The sequence below is a fragment of the Altericroceibacterium indicum genome (assembly GCF_009828105.1).
GTDB classification, from domain to species: domain Bacteria; phylum Pseudomonadota; class Alphaproteobacteria; order Sphingomonadales; family Sphingomonadaceae; genus Altericroceibacterium; species Altericroceibacterium indicum.
This window is the reverse complement of the sequence record NZ_WTYQ01000001.1, coordinates 717,356-735,181: the sequence shown is the minus strand read 5'-3', so window position 1 is coordinate 735,181 and position 17,826 is coordinate 717,356. Positions and strand designations below refer to the sequence as shown.

Here is a 17,826-nt window from a genome sequence, read left to right as displayed (position 1 = left end):
CTGGTTGCTCCTTGGGCCTCATCATTGTATCAAATCATGAGTCGATCAAATCAAACATTGTATTGGTTCAATCATGGCCGTTATCACACCCCCCGTTCTTCATCTCGATACCCTCGACCTGCAAACACAAGCGCACGGCGATCTCTATGAAGCGCGTATGGCGTCCTTCGCTTCGCCGCTGGGCGCGCGCATGCTGGGCGGAAGGCTGGTCGTGGTGCCGCCGGGCAAACGGGCGTGGCCGTTCCACGGCCATCACGCGAATGAGGAACTGTTCGTCATCCTCTCCGGCAGCGGCCGCCTGCGCTATGCCGATGGCGATCATGCGCTAAGGGCGGGCGATGTCGCTTTGTGTCCGGCCAGCGGCGCGGCAAGTGCGCACCAGATCATAAACACCGGCGATACGGACCTGCGCTATCTCGCCATCAGTACGATGAACGAGCCCGATGTGATCGACTATCCCGACAGCGGCAAGTTCGCGGTCATGGCAGGCGCCGCGCCCGGCGGCGACAAGGCGAACCGGTCGGTGGACCATGTCGGGCGCTATGCCGATGCGGTCGGCTACTGGGACGGCGAGACATGACCGGGCAGCTTGCCACCGCCTCCGCCGAGTGCATCGCCACGCCGCCCGCCCTGCTCCTGCCACCGGGCAAGCTGGTTGATCCCGGCAGCCCGGAATGGATAGCATTTGCGCGGAGTTGGGATGATCTGCCGCGCGACACATGGATGGCCGACGGTGGCACCTATCGCCGCAGACGCTATGCCGCCCTTGAAGTGGCAGGCGGGAAATGCAGTCGCCTGCCGCATCGCGCGCATTACCAGGAGCGCGATCACAATCCCTTGAATGGCGGCATCGAGCGCTGGTTCGCACCGATGGCCGAAGAGCAAACCGGAGCGTCGCTGTTTCAGGCGCTGGTGCTGGGCACCGCCTCCCTGATCGCGGATGCGAGCGCGCAGCGGCCGAACTCCTGGACGGTCGAGGCGCATCAATTTCGCATCGAAGCGCTGCCCGGACAGCCCGGCCTCCCCACGCCGGAGGGCATGCATCATGACGGGCGCGACTGGGTGTTGATCCTGCTCGTCGGCGGCAGCGATTACGCCGGCGGTGAAAGCCGCATAGAGGATGCTTCCGGCGCTTGCATCCTTCAGCACCGGCTAACCCGTCCCGGCGAAGCCCTGCTGCTGGATGACCGTGAGGTCCGCCACGGCGCAACGCCGATCGAGTCCGCGATTCCGGGCGCCCCGGCATGGCGGGACACGCTGGTTCTCACGTTCGCGCAGGCGCGGGAAAGTTGAGGGACAGGATGGATCGCTTCTTCGTCGTAACCGGCGGACCGGGATCAGGCAAAAGCACGCTCCTTACGGCGCTGGCCGAAAAAGGCTTGCCGCATATGCCCGAGGCCGGACGAGCGGTGATCCGCGACGAGGTGGCCGCCGGCGGAACCGCTCTACCATGGGATGACCGCGACGCCTTTGCCGAGCGGATGCTTACGCATGACCTCAGCTCCTATGAGGAGGCACGGACGAAAGAGGGCGTCTTGTTCTTCGACCGAGGCATTCCCGACATCATCGGCTACCGCATATTGTGCGGGCTGGACATACCCGGCGACCTCTCGCGCGCGGCGGAGGGCAATCGGTACAATCAACATGTGTTTATCGCGCCACCCTGGGCCGAGATCTACGCCAAGGATGCCGAGCGCAAGCAGGACTGGGACGAGGCGGTGGCGACCCATGACGTGATGGCCCGTGTCTATCGGGGATTGGGCTATCATCTCGTGCCGCTTCCCCTTGCGTCGCCCGATGAGCGCGCAGCTTTCGTGCATCACTGGATTGCGAAGCTGCAGGCGTGATGACAGCTAATCCCAAGCGCGAACCTTTCGACCAGAATACCGAGCATGGATTGTCGGCGGAAACGGCCCGGCTTCTCGGTCTGTCCCTATTGCAGAAAGGCGATTGGGATAGGGCTGCGGCGCAATTTCGTTTGGTCGTTGCGCTCGCACCGGAAGATACGGCAACATACAATAATCTCGGCATTGCCCTCAGAAACCTAGGCAAGCGAGAGGCGGCGGTTCGAACCTTTCAGGCAGCGATCGAACGCAGGCCCGACTATCTTTCCGCCCGCTACAATCTGGGCACTACTCTGGGCGAACTGGGGCGATCGAAACAGGCGCTCGATCAATTTGCAGCTATCGTCCGCCTGGCTCCCGAACATGTCGACGCGCGTTTCGCACTCGGAGAACCGTATTGGGGGCATGCCCCCAATACGGTTGTTGCCATCACGCCCAGCGAAGGCCATCAAAACGGCCCAATGCTCTATTGATAACTGGCAGAAACTTCGGGCTCAGACCAGTCGGGTTCCTCACTTGCCGCAAAGTGATCAGAAGAAGGTCGAGGTGCGCCGAAGAGGATGATTGGGCGCAATGGGTCGATAGCAGCCTAACCGTAACAGGATATATAGGAGACGCCGCTGAAGTCGTAGGCCTCTTCACGGGCAATCCTGTATTAATCGACGCTGGCTTTCTTCTTTCCAAGGAAGCTCTCTTGGCCAAGCCGCACTTTATGCCCCCACAAAAGGATGGAAGAGCGTTGATCGGTGATGCCACAGGTACTGCAATTGGCTTTAAAGTCTCAAGGCTGGTAGGCGGCGCAGCAGGCGACTGGGGGCGCGATTCAACAGGGCGCTTTGTAAAAGGATATATCCAGAAGCGGGAAGCTCAGGACGCGGCATGGACGAGCGGTCAGTCCTTCCTTGTAAGTGGAGGTAGCATATGCCCATAACTCATTTATTTATTGTGCTCGGGATGATCATCCTGTCATGCCTCATATTAAAATATACACAAATTCAGATGAGCTACACCCCTCCAGATCGTGACAGTGAGAATATTATAGCCAATCATGAATTTCTGAGTAAATTACCTATAAGATGCAACAGACAGATCGGAATATTTTTTTCATTCTATGTTCGTCATCTTTGATAATTTTCATCAATTTTCAAAATTTTATAATCATTGCTTTTGCGATTTCATTAATGATTACAGCATTGATATGCTTGTTATTCCGGGTGATGTGGCGCTTTATTTAGCCGCAAGATATAAGGCATGTCTCCCCCTGTGGGGTAACCTGTTGTCTGCACTTCGCTTTTTGACGAGATTGATGGTGCCGTGGGGAGGCTCACGGTGCCATCATGGTGTTGGCTGGGTGTGACGTGACTCTCTGCTTTCCTCCACGCTTGATTAGAGTCTGGGCCTACCATGCACTGCTACCCAACCTCGGACCACGCGGGTCTGGAGTTTTCCGCCTGTCCCAGATCCGGTGGGCTGGTCTCACCGGCTGAGTTTGCCAGTATGATTGGGGGATATTCGCGATCGCGCTGTGCGGTCGCTCTTCGTTGTAGTGTCTACGCTAGGCCTCCAGCTTTTCGCAAGCATCTTGCAGCGACAATAGCCAGTGCGCGTTCAGGCACTCGCTGCGCAGCTTGCTGTTGAACGCTTCGATGAACGCATTGTCGGTGGGCTTGCCAGGACGGGAGAAGTCCAGGATCAAACCGCGCTGGTAGCGACTCATGACACATGGAATGCGTCTACCAGGAACTGGGATATACCCTCGTCCACTTACCTCTTGCAGCACCCGATAAGCGCGCAGAATTCGTAAGGCATTGGATCGCGAAACCGTAAATGAGAAGAAGCAGATAGCCCCACTTTGTTCTTCGCGATCAGCCGTGTTCACTATAAGCAATTCGGGCAGCATAAGCCCGCTCGTATTCCACACCAAGCTGGCGTAATGGAATCAGCAACGGCTAAAACCGTTAGTCCTTCATCCGTTGGCACGGAGCCTCGATGACAATGCGTAAGAAACTGTTTGCCGTGATTGCTGTCGTCGTATTTCTTATCCTCGGATGTCTATATCTCGGCTATCCAATAGGCAAAGTAATCGACGCTCCTGAAACGCATGCGAAGCAGCCCAATGTCGCGGTAATCCTTCTCTCAGGAGATGGCGGTTCGCGGACCGGTATGGCCCCCGCTGTCACGGCGCGATTGCGCAAGGCCGGTATGCCGGTAGTGCTGATCAACTCGCTAACATTCTTCAGCAGGCGCCGTTCCCCGCCTGAAATCAGTGCACTGTTACAGAAGGCCATGTCGGTCGCGGAAAGCAAATATCACGCAACCAGATTTGTCATGATCGGGCAGTCTTTTGGTGCCGACGCTCTGCCTACGGCACTTGGCGGTCTCTCTCCCGAAAGTCGCGAAAAAGTCGCCGGGGCAATATTAATCGTACCGTCGCGCACGATGCTGTTGCGGGCAACGCCGTTTGAATTACTGAATTGGGGTGACAAAGGCATCAATTCACTTCCGGCTGCGCAGCGTTTGGACTGGGTCAAGCTGGCATGTATTCGCGGTGTCGAGGAAACCGAAAGCCTGTGCCCGAAACTCACAAACCCGGGCGTAATCCGCAAAGAACTTCCAGGTGGGCATTACCTGAGACATAATGATGAGAGGGTATTCGAAACGATCTTCCCGATCATCAATGCAGATTTTGCGGCAGCACCACTGGAAGATAGCGCAGAAGATAATCAGCCAACTGCGCAGCATTAAGCGCAAGCAAGGGTGTAAAGTGATGTGGGGCATATCAGTAGCCGGAATTTATGCGTTCATCGCGTCGCACCGCAAGAAGATAGAGATCGGAGTGGCCCTGCTTGTTGCAGCGCTCGCTATTGGCGCTCTCAATCATCTGCTCGCGGAATTGAGTTGGGTCCATGTCCGCGCTGCTATCGCCGATATCGGCCCCGCCCGCATCGGCATCGCAATTGCGTTGACAGCAGCTAGCTATATCTTACTGACCTTCTACGATGTGTTGGCGCTTCACGTGATCGGCAGGCCACTGCCATATCGTAGCGCAGCACTTGCTTCCTTCACCAGCTATACGCTTAGCCACAACCTTGGACTAGCGCTTCTCACAGGTGGTTCAGCACGTTTCCGAGTGTATAATCAAGCTGGCTTGTCCGCAGGGGAAATTGCCCGTGTTATCCTGCTTGCAGGTCTTAGCTTCTGGTTAGGGGTCACGGTCCTTGGCGGCGCGGCGCTGGCCTGGACAGGCGGGGCGCAAACAAACCTCCCTATTTCCGGTTCACTTGCGCAATACATCGGCATTGCTGTCGTCCTCAGTGTTATCGCCATCATTGTGTGGTGTGGAAGACAGGGCCGGACCTTGCGCATCTGGAGTTGGCGTCTGCCTCTGCCACCTGCACGCATTGCAATCGCGCAAGTCTTGGTATCTGCGGCAGATCTTGCTGTCACCAGTGCGGCTTTGTTCGTTCTTCTCTCCGATATTGCGCCCTCATTATTCCTGCCCCTCTTCCTTGCTTACATTCTCGCCATCATCATTTCGCTGGTTTCGCATGTTCCCGGCGGCCTCGGCATATTCGAATCCGTGATGCTTGCGATGCTGCCTGAAGTCGGTCGGCCGGAACTTTTTGCAGCCCTCCTCGTGTTTCGCGCAGTCTATTATCTGCTTCCGCTGCTCCTCGCTGTTGCACTGCTAGCCTTCAGTGAACGCAAACGTTGGACACCCTTGGCATCCGCCGCTGGCAGAGGTTTGCGTGCTGTGTCGTTTGGTATCATCCCGCAAACCATGGCCGCACTTACTTTCGGCGGGGGCCTTGTACTATTGCTATCCGGTTCATTGCCCGCACTGCCTCATCGGCTCGCCGCACTGAGACACATTATTCCGCTGCCCTTTGCTGAAACCTCACAGATCGCGGCAAGCCTCGTCGGCACTGCGTTGATCCTGATCGCCCCAGGCCTTTACCGCCGGCAAGAAGCGGCCTGTCTCGTTGCACGCGGATTGATGATGGCTGGAGCTATCTTCTCGCTTACCAAGGGCCTAGATTACGAAGAGGCTGCAATTCTCACCAGTTTGGCAATCATGCTGCACTTGTCGCGAGGCGCTTTCTACCGCCACAGCCTCCTTGTCCGCAGACCCCTGACAACAGAGTGGATTCTTGCTGTCACCCTTGCTTTTGGCATATCGGTCTGGCTTGGCTTTTTTGCGTACCGTGATGTCGTCTATAGCGATGAATTATGGTGGCAATTTGCCTGGCACAGTAATGCACCACGGTTCTTGCGGACCAGTTTCGCCGTCGGGTTATTTCTCGTCATCGCGGCTTTGTGGCGCCTGTTCCAGCCGGCAAGCAAAACCCCTGTGGCGGCAGGTGGCATCACTGAACCACCTAAAGCCGCTTTCGCCCATACCGAACGGACCGAGGCCTATCTCGCTTTAACCGGAGACAAGCGTTTCCTCGTCAGCGACGCTGGCGATGCATTTCTGATGTATCAGGTACAAGAGCAGAGCTGGATCGCTATGGGCGACCCGGTTGGCAATCCTGCTGCAACCCCTGAACTGATGTGGCGCCTGCGCGACATGGCAGACCTCGCGCAAGGCCGGGTACTTTTCTACCAGATCACCGCACAGACTATCCCTGTCGCCATCGATATGGGGCTCCAACTGATAAAATATGGCGAAGAGGCACGGATCAACCTGCCCGAGTTCACGCTCGAAGGTCCCGCCGCAAGGGCCTTGCGTTACTCAGTCAAGCGAGCGGAGCGTGAGGGCGCGACTTTCGAGTTAATTGACAGAGAGTTGGTCCCGGCAATCATGAGCGATCTGCATGAAATCTCGGATACATGGTTATCAAGCAAGAAGGGCCCGGAAAAGTGCTTTAGTGTTGGCCGCTTCGATCCTGATTATATGTCTCAATTTGATTGCGCAGTAGTTCGCGTTGAAGGGCAGATCGTCGCATTTGCCAACATCTGGAAAACGGAAGACAAGAGTGAACTGTCAGTCGACCTTATGCGGCATGGCGAACAGCAACCCTATGGCTGCATGGACTTCCTGATGGTGCACATCATGCAGTGGGGCAAAGCCAATGGGTTTCGTTGGTTCACTCTCGGGCTGGCACCACTCTCAGGCATCGAAGGCCGCAGATTGTCACCAACATGGGCACGGTTTGGATCACTTCTCTACCGCCATGGTGATGCTTTTTACGGCTTCGAAGGGTTACGCGATTATAAAGAGAAGTACTCTCCGGTCTGGGAGCCTCGCTACATAGCCGGACCGCGTGCCTTTGGACTGCTTCGCGCCTTGTTCGATCTTCAGCGCCTCATCGGTGGATCGCGCCGCAGTGCAGCTCACGGTGCTCCGCTTGGCATTGCCGCTTGATCATCAATCATTGCACCTGACAGGCACGGCAAGAGCGACTTCTTTAGGCTGGGAATGCCATACCCTACCCCCTTAGAATTCGTTATGCGCAAGGCTTTTTGACAAGGACTGACGAACCGAATTCCTGCCCGCCGACTTTGCCGCATAGAGCGCTCTATCTGCCCGGCGCATGAGTGAAACCGTCGATTCCGCACGTTCCCAAGCAGCAACACCGCAACTGACGCTGATATTGAACATTATTTCATCGGCAAAGAACGGCATCTCAGCAATTTTTGTCCGAACCCTCTCTGCTATTGCAGCCGCCTGCTCAACTGATGCACCCGGCATGAGGATCAGGAACTCCTCGCCGCCATAACGGGCCACGCTGTCAATCGAGCGCACCTCAGTTTGCATAATGCGCGCAGTAGCCTCCAAAACGGTATCCCCGGTGTGATGCCCATATTTATCATTGACCGATTTGAAGTGATCCAAATCGATCAATATGACGGCAAATTCCGAACCCAGCCGCGTTGCACGGTCATGCTCTATGCTGAGCAACTCAGTTAGGTGCCGACGGTTCAGCAATCCGGTCAGCGGATCGGTCCGCGCCAATTGATCAAGGCGCGTATTCGCATCGGACAAAGCTCGCGTGCGTTCTTGAACTTGCTTTTCTAAAATGTTTGCCTGCCGCCGAAGCAGCCTTACGCGAAGCTGGACCAGCCCGAACACAGCCAGCATGACCAATGCCACGATGGCCCCCCTCACGATCCAATGTTCATGCCACTGCGCCGCGATTTCAAAATTGATCTTACGCTCCAGCGTGACACCACTGAGCCCAGGCACCTGTGCTCTAAGCCGAAGCGTGTAAGGGCCACTGGCTAAATTGGTATAAGCAGCCGTTGCCGCCATTCCGGCAGGAACGCTAATCCAATTTTTGTCAAAACCTTCGAGCTTGTAACTGTAGCGTATTTCGCGAGGTGCAGAGTAATCCAGTAGCGAGAATCCAATTCGCACACTCCGCGTACTGGCAGATAATGCTGGCAATTGGTCAGAAATTGTCGCGCCCAACGGTACGAGACGCTCATTTACTTCCAACGTAGTGGGAGTGAGTTGAGCTGCGCTGACCTGTTTCTCATTTGCAATCACAGACTGGACCACAGTCAAGCCCGCCGATCCACCGAACATCAAGCTGCCATCAGGAAGACGTGCTGCAGTAAAGCGATTGAATGTCGTGACAGGCACGCCATCCGTTTTACTCGCAGTTCTGACAGATTTCGTTCTGGCGTCGATAACCGACAAGGCGTTCGAGCTTGCAACCCAAACCTTTCCATTGTTGTCGAGCAGAAGTGCCGAGACATCGTTGCCGCTTAGGCCATCGTCTTCGGTAATTGCAGTGAAACGCGGCTTCGGATTATTCAACGAAGCCACCGCAACGCCACCATAGGTACCAACCCACATTTTGCCAGCAGCAGTCAAAATCGAACTAGAGTAATTCTGCGGGAGGCTGAAAGGGTCGCCACTGACATTAAAGAAATTTGTGAACCTTCCTGTCTTTATGTTGAACCTACTAATCCCTCCCGAAGTAGACAACCAGACCTGATCACCAATAACATTGATGTTCATCACTTCATTATTCACAAGGCTGTAATGATCATGATCCTTGTGAATGTAGTGTGTGATTTTATTTTTCTGACGATCCCAGACAAATAGCCCGGAATAGGTGCCAACTAGCAAACTGTTGCCAACAAACCGAAGTGCAATAATAGGCTTACCTTCGAGCTCGGGCAAATTGATCGATGTTTGCCGGAAAGTGTTCGGATCAAATTCGACCAGCCCCCTAGCCCCAACCAGTATTTTCCCATCCGGCGCTTCGACAAGGGCTTTAACGTCCTGGCCTTGATGGCGACCCGTAACCCGTAAATGGTGGACCGTTCCGGCCTTCCGATCAATCACATCGATCAGGCCATTACTGAAACCAGTCCAGATATGATTATCGTGGGTCACCAACAAACCACGCACTTCATTGCTGATCAACGATCGCCGCGGATTTGGCATACCTGCTGAAATGGTGAATATCTTTGGGGTACGAGAGAAGGTTCTGTTGGCCCCCAATTCCGTAGCGGCCCACACGCCACCCTGATCGTCTTTCAACACCGCTCTGATTGTGTCGCTGGCAATGGAATTGGCGCGCTCGGGGTTGTTCCGCAAGGCGACGGGATTCTGGAGCGATGGGTCAAGAGTAATGACCCCACTTCCATCCGTAGCAATCCAGATCTTTCCATCTGGAAGTTCAGAGATCGCCCTCACAGTGCTATGTTTGATATAGGCAGAACTGCCTTTGAGGGCAGCGATCTGGCTGGCTTTGTCTCCCTCTATAATAACTACACCATCAGTGCCCGAGCCAACCCAGAGCCTGCCTTTGCTATCGCGCATAAGAGCCCAGATATCCTGATCAAGCGCTGCACCAATCTCTCCTGCAAATGTCAGCCGCTCGATTCTACTGGCTCCCGGCCGACGGACATAGAGCCCATCGCCCGATCCGATCCACAATGCACCCGTTTCATCCTGCAATACAGAGAATGCACGCCCCACGACACCTTCGGCAGGCCATACGTTGGTAATGGTGTTGGAATTGGGCAGGAGGTGATGAACCCCTCGCTCGGTTGCGATCCACGCCCCGCCTTTCCCATCCGTTGATAAACCATAGATGCGTTCACCAAAGCCGGTAGACTTCGTGCCCAACCGGGTAAAATTATTGGTCGCAGGATCAAATCGCAGCAACCCACCTACATTTGTTCCAACCAACAGCTTGCCATCAGGCAGAGCCATAAGTGTACGGATATAGTTATCTGTCAGGCTACCCTTTTTATCATTGGTTTGCTTGAACACCTGAAATCGTTGGCCATCAAATCGCGCCAAACCACCCCGTGTGCCAATCCAGATGAAACCGGCTGTGTCTTGTGCAAGGGCAGTAGTAGTAGAATGCGGAAGACCTGATTGCTTGTCGAACAAGATGAAAGAAGGTGTCTGCCACCCGGTCCATCCACTTTGTGCGTAAGCGGCAATTGGCCAGAGCGAACTAAGCAAAAGCAAAGTTAATATACGTAGAGCCAGCGCGTGAAGGAATTTCCAATTTCGCATTTCATGCCGCATAAGGTTACACATCAAACCGGAAATTAAGGGTTAATCTTGCTAAACCGAGCCTATATCAGACTGTAAGTAAAAGTTCTTAACACGAAGCTGTAAAAAACAAACTGTTTCAGCCCCACATCATCTCGCTAGCCCTATCTTTGACATACAATATGGTTAATCGAAAATAATTTCAGATCCTCAAATGTGGTGAAGGGACTGCGGCAGACTGAAAGTTGCAAATTATTATCATTAGCTTAAATGTGCACTCCTCGCCATTTCCGCTCCGCAAGCGCATGAGGATTACGATGAAGGCAAGATAAACTGTCAGCCGCACAAGATAAGTCCGCAGCTTACTGGCTGGACGTGAGCGATCGCAAAGACTAGCTGAGCACTGGCCTTATTTTATGGATGTAGCTCTTGTTGAGCCTGACTGATGTGTTGCTCAGGATAAAATTGACGCGCAATCACAAAGGATTGGCTAAAAAGCGCTTCTATCTTCGCTTCCCGTGACGGGCGGCATTTGAACATATGCGGTGACGCTGAGAGCTTCGGTTCCACAAAGCGGCCCGCAAACCATTCTCCTCAAGCATGGAGGCAATGAGACACTGTGACGAGCAACGATACGAGCATTAAGGAACCGCTGACTGAAACCAAGGCGCTTACGGTTGAGAAGGTACTTTCAGTCAAACACTGGAATGAACATCTTTTCAGCTTTACCATCACGCGCCCGGATTCCTTCCGGTTCCGTTCTGGTGAATTTGTGATGATTGGCTTGCCAGGTGAAAACGGCAAGCCAATCCTGCGCGCCTACTCGGTTGCCAGCCCGTCTTATGCTGAAGAACTCGAATTTCTGTCCATCAAGGTGCCAGACGGCCCGCTTACTTCCAAGCTTCAGAAAATCCAGCCCGGCGATCAGGTCTATCTCGGCCGCAAGCCTACAGGCACACTGGTGACTGACGCCATGCTGCCCGGCAAGCGCCTGTTTCTCCTCTCCACCGGTACTGGCCTTGCGCCATTCCTCAGCATCATTCGCGATCCGGACATCTATGATATGTTTGACAAGATCGTGCTGGTGCATTCAGTGCGCCGCGTCAGCGATCTGGCTTTCCGTGAAACACTCGAAAGCCGCCTCGAAGGTGATCCGCTGGTGGAAGACGAAGCCAAGGAACAGTTTGCCTATGTGCCAACTGTGACCCGCGAAGAATTCCACACCAGAGGGCGCATCCATCAGTTGATCGATGATGGCACGATTTTCCAGGACACGATGTTCAACCGGAAGTATTTCGATCCTGAAACCGATCGCATCATGCTGTGCGGCAGCATGGCGATGATCCGTGATTTTGAAGCCTATTTTGAAAAGCTAGGCTTTATCGAGGGGTCAAATTCCTCTCCTGGCCAGTTTGTGATCGAACGCGCTTTCGTCGATTGATCGCCCCATCCGGCAATATTCGGCAAGGAAAAGCCCCGGCGGAAATAATCCGACCGGGGCTTTTCCTTAGCTGAATCAAGAAGGTGCTCAGGCAGGAAGCTTTTTGCGCCGCGCTTCACTTCGACCCAGCATCAGGGAAGCAAACCATATCAGCAATCCACCGATGGCAAGCCCCATACCAACCCAGCCCGTCGATTCCCAACCATAGCCGGCAGTGATCGCCATTCCACCCAACCATGGCCCCAAGGCATTCGCGGCATTGAAGGCAGAGTGGTTGAGCGCTGCAGCAAGGGTCTGCGCGTCACCTGCCACATCCATCAAGCGTGTCTGGAGGATGGAGGACAGCCCCCCTACCCCACCGATCAACACGATAATCATCAACATCGATGACAAGTGATGCGATGCTATGGTGTAGAGCGACATCACGATAGCGGCATAGACCAGCGTTACGCCAGCAGCAGGCATCAAGGCCCTGTCGGCAGCCCATGAACATACAAGCGTGCCAATGGTCATGCCCACCCCCATCAGCGCCAGAGCCACAGGGATCATTGAGCTGCTGGCCCCGGTCACTTCGGTGAGCGTGGAAGCCAGATAGGTGTAAACGGAGAACATACCGCCAAAGCCAATCGCTCCAATCAACAACGTTAGCCACACTTGTGGTTTGGCTAATGCGCCCAACTCCCGCAAAGGGCTGGCATCCGGATCTTCTGTGTCACGTGGCACAAAACGCAGGATCATCATGGCGGTAATAAAGGCCAGCACAGCCACAATGGTGAAACACCACCGCCACCCGAAAGACTGCCCGATAACATTGGCGAACGGCACGCCCGCAATCGTCGCACTGGTCAGACCCAGCATCATCCGTGCCACAGCCTGTGTGCGCTGAGAGCGCGGCACGAGTGACGCAGCCACCAGAGAGCCGACACCAAAATAAGCGCCATGCGGAAGGCCGCTCAAAAAGCGGACACCTAGAAGCCAATTCAGGTCAGGCGCAAAGGCGGTCAGGCAATGCGCAAGTGCGAAGAAGCCCATCAATGCGATGAGAAGCAAACGCCTTGAAAATCTTGCGCCCAAAACCGCAATGAGAGGCGCCCCTACAACCACCCCGAGCGCATAAGCGCTGATGACATGACCTGCTGTTGGTTCATCAACTCCAAGCCCCTTCGCCATTTGGGGAAGTAAGCTCATTGAGGCGAATTCGCTCGTTCCGATGGCAAACCCGCCTGTAGCCAAGGCAAGAAGCGCCATCCGCGCATTCTTCAAACTGAGGGTGGGTTGCGTCATTCCATGTTCCATCATGTGTACTGCACTGCGGCGTAATGCACACAGATGGGAAATAGACAGCGCATGACAAGAAAGTTCTGCTTCATGTTAGCCTTACCCCTCTATCATGGAGCAGTTATGATGACAGCATCCGATGAAAAGCCGTACTGCCCAGACTATCAAATTGACAAAATCCGGAATAATTGTTGCGAGGTGCTGCTGGAATGCTAAGCGGTGCTCAAACAAATCAATATGGAGGATGTCAGGTGAGTATATTGCAGGGCCGTGTTGCCGTTGTGACAGGTGCCAGTTCAGGCATTGGTGAAAGCTGCGCTATTTCTTTCGTTGAAAAGGGCGCCAAAGTTGTTCTGGCAGCGCGCCGCGCTGAACGGCTTGAAGCTCTGGTCAAGCGCATCGAAGATATGGGCGGCCAAGCCTTGGCCGTCGCCACTGATGTGACAGACGAAGCAGCAGTGCAGAATTTGTTCGACCAGGCGATGGCAAAATTCGGTTCGGTTGATGTGTTGATCAATAATGCCGGTATCGCTGACAGCACGGCGGCGGACAAACTGGAACTCGATCTCTGGCGCAAAGTTATCGACACAAACCTCACCTCTGCCTTTCTCTGCGCCCGCGCCGCAATCCGGGTGATGAAAGGAACAGGGCATGGCCGGATTATCAATGTCGGCTCAATATCTGCTCGCGTACCCCGTCAGAACAGCCCGGCCTATGCGGCCAGCAAATGGGGTCTCGATGGCCTCACCCGTGCACTCGCTATTGATGGACGGGAAGACAATATCGCAGTCTCGATTTTCCATCCCGGCATTGTGGCAACCGAAATCGCCCCAGGCGCTGTGAAGCTGGATGATGAACTGACCGCTGATCCCAAAGATATTGCCGATGTGATCATCCACATGTGCGACCTGCCCGATCACCTCAATTTCTATGAAGGTCTGGTGGTTCAGAACAAGATCCCGTTCCTCGGCCGTGGCTGAATATCACAAAACACGTAAAACGGCCGCTTCACAGAGCGGCCGTTTATTGACTCAAAACAATGAGATTTAACGATCAGGCGCTCGGCTAATGTCGATATAATGCCGGTTATAATACGTCAGAGGAACAGCATCCTCCCGGTGATGACCGTCAATCAATTCACCAATGAAAATCGTGTGCGTGCCAAATTCATGGCGATGTGCAACCCGGCAAACAAAGCTCGACTGGGCATTTGCAAGCACTGGAACGCCATGACTATCTTCCCACTCCCCAACTGAAAAGCGGTCTTCAGGCGACTTGGAAGACATGAAATTATCTGCCACATCGCGGTTCGCCAAGCCCATCACATTGACGCAAAACACTTCTGCTTGGGCCAGCGGCTCATGCAACGATGCAGATTGATTGATGCAAACCAGCAGCGACGGAGGGTCGAAGCTCAGCGAGCTGACCGCGGTCGCCAGAATGCCAAAAGGTTTCCCACCATAACTGGTGGTAACTGCATATACGGTGGATGCGACATGACGCATACCGTCGCGAAACGCCTCAAGAACGGCGCTATCTGGTTTAAGTTCTGACACAGGCCCTTCATGCTGGTCGGCCGGTTATCTTTCAAGCCCCAATCCCGCAACCTTACCGAAAAGCAAAATATCGTGCGCCCATTGTCATCATCCATCGCTGTGATAACGCGCATGGCAATCATAACCTTTGCGCCAATACCGGATATGAAACCCGTCTGAACTTCAAACCTAGCGGCGCAAAAAAAACAAATATGCAGGAGAATTTATGTCTCAATTTCTGATAGTTGAAGCACGTTTTTACGATCACCTCAACGATATGCTGATCGCTGGTGCGCGCAAGGTGCTCGAAGATGCAGGGCATGACGTTGAAATTCTGACGGTTCCGGGTGCCCTGGAAATTCCTGCGGCCATTGCCATGGCAGTGGAAACAGGGCGTTACGACGGCTTCGTCGCAATTGGTGCCGTGATCCGTGGGGAAACCTATCATTTCGAAATCGTTGCTGGAGAAAGCGCTCGTGGCGTCATGGCCCTCACCATGGACGGGATCGCAATCGGTAATGGCATCCTCACTACGGAAAATGAGGAACAGGCTATTGTCCGCGCTGATCCTGCCCAAGCTAACAAGGGTGCAGATGCTGCAAATGCGGCGCTTAAACTGCTCGAATTACAGGAGAAGTTCAGATAGCCGATCACCCTTCAATTTCTGGCATCCCACTCGTCTTGGGCGGCAACGTCTTTGGCTGGACTGCGGATGAAGAGACCAGCTTTGCCGTGTTCGATAAGTTTTACGAGCATGGTGGACGGATGATTGACACAGCCCAGGTCTATTCGGCCTGGGTTGATGGCAATCAAGGCGGGGAAAGCGAAACCGTCATCGGCAAATGGCTCGACAGTCGCAATATCCGCAAGGATATGCGGATTGCGACCAAAACCAACGCAGGCGGCGACGCGGGTGGCCTCGCCCCTGCCAAAATCGCCGAGGAACTTGAAAAATCTCTGGAGCGTCTCAAAACCGATTATGTCGATCTCTATTACGCCCATAGAGATGACACCTCGACCCCGATGGAAGAGATCGTCGAGGGCTTCAACACGCTGCTTGATACAGGCAAGATCAAAGAAATTGGCGCTTCTAATTTCGACTATGACCGCCTGACCATCAACATCAACATTGCTCAGCGAAAAAGTATGAAGCCCTTCACTGTGCTTCAGAATGAATATAACCTTGTTGAGCGTAATGCTTTTTCTAAGCAATTAAAGACAGTTTGCCGCAATAATGAAATAGCAATGTTCCCTTATTTCGGGTTGGCATCTGGCTTTTTGACCGGAAAATATCGCCAGAAATCGGATCTAAAAGACAGTCAACGCGGCTCCATGATCGAAAATCTGTTCGATAAGGGGCAGAAAATTTTGCCAGTTCTGGATGAGATTGTCGAAGAAATCGAAGCTTCTCATGCCGCTGTAGCTTTGGCTTGGCTACTTGCTCAGCCGGCAATTGCGGCCCCTATCGCTAGCGCACGAACCCCTGAACAGCTCGATGATCTGCTTGAGGCCACACGTTTAAATCTGACGGAAAATCAGATTACACGCTTGAGTGAAGCTGGTCAGTCATCATGATGAACGGCCCACTCGAGTGGTTCGGCTCTATCGGTGCAATTATATCGGCAGCAATGATCGCCGCTGATTGGGGCCGAAAATGGACCGGGTGGGCCTTTGTATTATTCGTTCTGGTGTCGACCGCATGGATCGCGACAGGTGTCATGAACGGCTCGACGCCGCTGACGGTACAAAATGCCATCTTGCTTACCATCAATTCGTGGGGCGTATGGCAATATTTGCTCAGCCCGAAAAATCGCAAGAAAATTGAACGAATGGAAGAGCTTGAAAGCCAAGCCTCAGAAGATGTGGAAAGAGGGCGCGCCTAAAATGGCAGCGCCCTCCCCCTTTTTATTAGCGTGACAGCCGCCCGAAGCAGCTTTCACCCGCATAGATTGCCGAAAGGCCAAGCTCTTCTTCGATACGGATGAGCTGGTTGTATTTCGCCAACCGATCCGACCGCGCGAGCGAGCCAGTTTTGATCTGACCGCAATTGGTTGCCACAGCGAGATCAGCGATCGTTGAATCCTCGGTTTCACCCGAACGATGCGACATAACTGAAGTGAAGCCAGCGCGATGCGCCATATCCACGGCCTGCAACGTTTCCGTCAGCGTGCCAATCTGATTGACCTTCACCAGCAGTGAATTGGCCATGCCCTGATCGATACCCATCTGGATACGCTTAGGGTTGGTTACAAAGAGATCGTCCCCAACCAATTGCACCTTGTCGCCGATCTTTGAGGTGAGAGCCTTCCAGCCTTCGAAATCATCTTCCGCCATGCCATCTTCGACCGAGATGATCGGATAGGCATCGCACAACTTTGCAAGGTAATCGGCCATTTCTTCGCCGTTGAGCGAGAGATTTTCACCGGTTACCTCATATTTGCCGTTCTTGTAGAATTCAGTTGAAGCACAATCGAGTGCCAGCATGACGTCCTGGCCCGGCTTGAAGCCTGCCTTTTCAACTGACTGCATGATGAAGTCGAGCGCATCGCGCGTGCTGGCAAGGTTAGGAGCAAAGCCACCTTCATCACCAACAGAGGTCGAAAGACCCTTCTGCGCGAGGCCTTTTTTCAGCGTGTGAAAGATCTCCGACCCCCAACGCACGGCTTCCGAAATGGAATCCGCACCGACTGGCATGATCATGAATTCCTGAAAATCGATTGGATTATCAGCATGTTCACCGCCATTGATGATATTCATCATAGGAACGGGCAGAACATGAGCTGAAACACCACCGATATAGGCATAAAGCGGCATACCACGTGATGCAGCAGCAGCGCGCGCAATCGCAAGACTGACACCAAGAATAGCATTGGCACCCAGACGCGCTTTGTTTTCCGTGCCGTCCAGTTCGATCATGGCGAGATCGATATCGCGCTGATCTTCAGCATCAAGGCCAAGCAGGGCTTCAGTAATGTCGGTGTTCACTGCTTCCACAGCGTTTGTGACACCCTTGCCCAGATAATAATCTTCATCACCATCACGCAATTCAACCGCTTCATGCTTACCGGTTGAGGCGCCCGAGGGGACTGCTGCGCGGCCAAAACTGCCATCTTCCAACAAGATGTCAACTTCAACTGTCGGGTTGCCCCGGCTGTCTAGTATCTGGCGGCCATGAATATCGATGATTGCAGTCATAAGTTGTCTTGCTCCTCTGACGGTTTTCCGGTCTCCTATGCGGCGGAACCATGCTGCGCAAGCGGC

Annotated in this window: 15 protein-coding genes and 1 pseudogene; 11 read left to right on the top strand and 5 right to left on the bottom strand. The window is 53.9% G+C overall.

Features of this window, described 5'->3' with window-relative positions; all coding sequences use genetic code 11:
- The first annotated feature begins 73 nt into the window (after nucleotides 1–73).
- Genes GRI39_RS03590 through GRI39_RS03575 form a run of 4 tightly spaced genes read left to right on the top strand, consistent with a single transcriptional unit; the run spans nucleotide 74 to nucleotide 2,317 of the window.
- On the top strand, nucleotides 74–580 hold the full coding sequence (locus GRI39_RS03590) for a cupin domain-containing protein (protein WP_160738286.1): 507 nt from the start codon (nucleotides 74–76) through the stop codon (nucleotides 578–580).
- A complete protein-coding gene (locus GRI39_RS03585) occupies nucleotides 577–1,293 on the top strand; it encodes a 2OG-Fe dioxygenase family protein (RefSeq protein WP_160738285.1) in 717 nt (238 codons plus the stop codon). Before GRI39_RS03590 ends, GRI39_RS03585 begins: the two co-directional genes overlap by 4 nt.
- An 8-nt stretch (nucleotides 1,294–1,301) precedes the next feature.
- Nucleotides 1,302–1,847, top strand: a complete 546-nt coding sequence (locus GRI39_RS03580; RefSeq protein WP_211371416.1) for an AAA family ATPase — start codon at nucleotides 1,302–1,304, stop codon at nucleotides 1,845–1,847.
- Nucleotides 1,847–2,317, top strand: a complete 471-nt coding sequence (locus GRI39_RS03575; protein WP_160738283.1) for a tetratricopeptide repeat protein — start codon at nucleotides 1,847–1,849, stop codon at nucleotides 2,315–2,317. The genes GRI39_RS03580 and GRI39_RS03575 overlap by 1 nt, the downstream gene beginning before the upstream one ends.
- Nucleotides 2,318–3,256: 939 nt before the next feature.
- Here GRI39_RS03575 and GRI39_RS14520 read toward each other — a convergent pair.
- Nucleotides 3,257–3,552, bottom strand: a pseudogene (locus GRI39_RS14520) (integrase core domain-containing protein); the annotation flags it as partial.
- A 281-nt stretch (nucleotides 3,553–3,833) separates the two neighbouring features.
- On the opposite strand from GRI39_RS14520, the gene GRI39_RS03565 reads away from it, so the two are divergent.
- Together GRI39_RS03565 and mprF are read left to right on the top strand one after the other, a co-directional pair.
- Nucleotides 3,834–4,589, top strand: coding sequence for an AcvB/VirJ family lysyl-phosphatidylglycerol hydrolase (locus GRI39_RS03565; protein ID WP_160738282.1), 756 nt, complete (start codon nucleotides 3,834–3,836; stop codon nucleotides 4,587–4,589).
- A 22-nt stretch (nucleotides 4,590–4,611) separates the two neighbouring features.
- A complete protein-coding gene (gene mprF, locus GRI39_RS03560) occupies nucleotides 4,612–7,212 on the top strand; it encodes a bifunctional lysylphosphatidylglycerol flippase/synthetase MprF (RefSeq protein ID WP_160738281.1) in 2,601 nt (866 codons plus the stop codon).
- A 72-nt stretch (nucleotides 7,213–7,284) separates the two neighbouring features.
- On the opposite strand, the gene GRI39_RS03555 is transcribed toward mprF, so the two are convergent.
- Complete coding sequence (locus tag GRI39_RS03555; RefSeq protein ID WP_160738280.1) at nucleotides 7,285–10,203, bottom strand: ligand-binding sensor domain-containing diguanylate cyclase; 2,919 nt, start codon at nucleotides 10,201–10,203, stop codon at nucleotides 7,285–7,287.
- Nucleotides 10,204–10,930: 727 nt separating this feature from the next.
- Between GRI39_RS03555 and GRI39_RS03550 the strand changes: the two genes are divergently transcribed.
- Nucleotides 10,931–11,752 (top strand): FAD-binding oxidoreductase, encoded by an 822-nt coding sequence (locus GRI39_RS03550; protein ID WP_160738279.1) that lies wholly within the window; start codon nucleotides 10,931–10,933, stop codon nucleotides 11,750–11,752.
- A gap of 87 nt (nucleotides 11,753–11,839) precedes the next feature.
- Here the strand turns inward: GRI39_RS03550 and GRI39_RS03545 are convergent, their stop codons facing one another.
- Complete coding sequence (locus GRI39_RS03545) at nucleotides 11,840–13,036, bottom strand: MFS transporter (protein ID WP_211371415.1); 1,197 nt, start codon at nucleotides 13,034–13,036, stop codon at nucleotides 11,840–11,842.
- A gap of 245 nt (nucleotides 13,037–13,281) precedes the next feature.
- Between GRI39_RS03545 and GRI39_RS03540 the strand changes: the two genes are divergently transcribed.
- Entirely contained in the window at nucleotides 13,282–14,010 is a 729-nt protein-coding gene (locus tag GRI39_RS03540) for an SDR family NAD(P)-dependent oxidoreductase (protein WP_160738278.1), read from the top strand.
- A 66-nt stretch (nucleotides 14,011–14,076) separates the two neighbouring features.
- Here GRI39_RS03540 and GRI39_RS03535 read toward each other — a convergent pair whose 3' ends face one another.
- Nucleotides 14,077–14,586, bottom strand: coding sequence for a flavin reductase (locus GRI39_RS03535; protein WP_160738277.1), 510 nt, complete (start codon nucleotides 14,584–14,586; stop codon nucleotides 14,077–14,079).
- A gap of 205 nt (nucleotides 14,587–14,791) precedes the next feature.
- Between GRI39_RS03535 and ribH the strand changes: the two genes are divergently transcribed.
- Genes ribH through GRI39_RS03520 form a run of 3 tightly spaced genes read left to right on the top strand, consistent with a single transcriptional unit; the run spans nucleotide 14,792 to nucleotide 16,448 of the window.
- Nucleotides 14,792–15,211: a 6,7-dimethyl-8-ribityllumazine synthase gene (gene ribH / locus GRI39_RS03530; RefSeq protein WP_160738276.1), complete on the top strand. Its 420-nt coding sequence runs from the start codon at nucleotides 14,792–14,794 to the stop codon at nucleotides 15,209–15,211.
- A 35-nt stretch (nucleotides 15,212–15,246) separates the two neighbouring features.
- On the top strand, nucleotides 15,247–16,140 hold the full coding sequence (locus tag GRI39_RS03525) for an aldo/keto reductase (protein ID WP_211371414.1): 894 nt from the start codon (nucleotides 15,247–15,249) through the stop codon (nucleotides 16,138–16,140).
- Entirely contained in the window at nucleotides 16,137–16,448 is a 312-nt protein-coding gene (locus GRI39_RS03520; protein WP_246204846.1) for a hypothetical protein, read from the top strand. The genes GRI39_RS03525 and GRI39_RS03520 overlap by 4 nt, the downstream gene beginning before the upstream one ends.
- 25 nt (nucleotides 16,449–16,473) lie before the next feature.
- On the opposite strand, the gene eno is transcribed toward GRI39_RS03520, so the two are convergent.
- Complete coding sequence (gene eno, locus GRI39_RS03515) at nucleotides 16,474–17,760, bottom strand: phosphopyruvate hydratase (protein ID WP_160738275.1); 1,287 nt, start codon at nucleotides 17,758–17,760, stop codon at nucleotides 16,474–16,476.
- Nucleotides 17,761–17,826 lie beyond the last annotated feature (66 nt).

What these genes read in the sequence shown, in the direction of transcription:
- GRI39_RS03565 (WP_160738282.1), top strand. Translation starts at nt 3,834, where the DNA reads ATGACAATGCGTAAGAAACTGTTTGCCGTGATTGCTGTCGTCGTATTT.
- GRI39_RS03520 (WP_246204846.1), top strand. Translation starts at nt 16,137, where the DNA reads ATGATGAACGGCCCACTCGAGTGGTTCGGCTCTATCGGTGCAATTATA.
- mprF (WP_160738281.1), top strand. Translation starts at nt 4,612, where the DNA reads ATGTGGGGCATATCAGTAGCCGGAATTTATGCGTTCATCGCGTCGCAC.
- GRI39_RS03545 (WP_211371415.1), bottom strand. Translation starts at nt 13,036, where the DNA reads ATGACGCAACCCACCCTCAGTTTGAAGAATGCGCGGATGGCGCTTCTT.
- ribH (WP_160738276.1), top strand. Translation starts at nt 14,792, where the DNA reads ATGTCTCAATTTCTGATAGTTGAAGCACGTTTTTACGATCACCTCAAC.
- GRI39_RS03580 (WP_211371416.1), top strand. Translation starts at nt 1,302, where the DNA reads ATGGATCGCTTCTTCGTCGTAACCGGCGGACCGGGATCAGGCAAAAGC.
- GRI39_RS03590 (WP_160738286.1), top strand. Translation starts at nt 74, where the DNA reads ATGGCCGTTATCACACCCCCCGTTCTTCATCTCGATACCCTCGACCTG.
- GRI39_RS03585 (WP_160738285.1), top strand. Translation starts at nt 577, where the DNA reads ATGACCGGGCAGCTTGCCACCGCCTCCGCCGAGTGCATCGCCACGCCG.
- eno (WP_160738275.1), bottom strand. Translation starts at nt 17,760, where the DNA reads ATGACTGCAATCATCGATATTCATGGCCGCCAGATACTAGACAGCCGG.
- GRI39_RS03575 (WP_160738283.1), top strand. Translation starts at nt 1,847, where the DNA reads ATGACAGCTAATCCCAAGCGCGAACCTTTCGACCAGAATACCGAGCAT.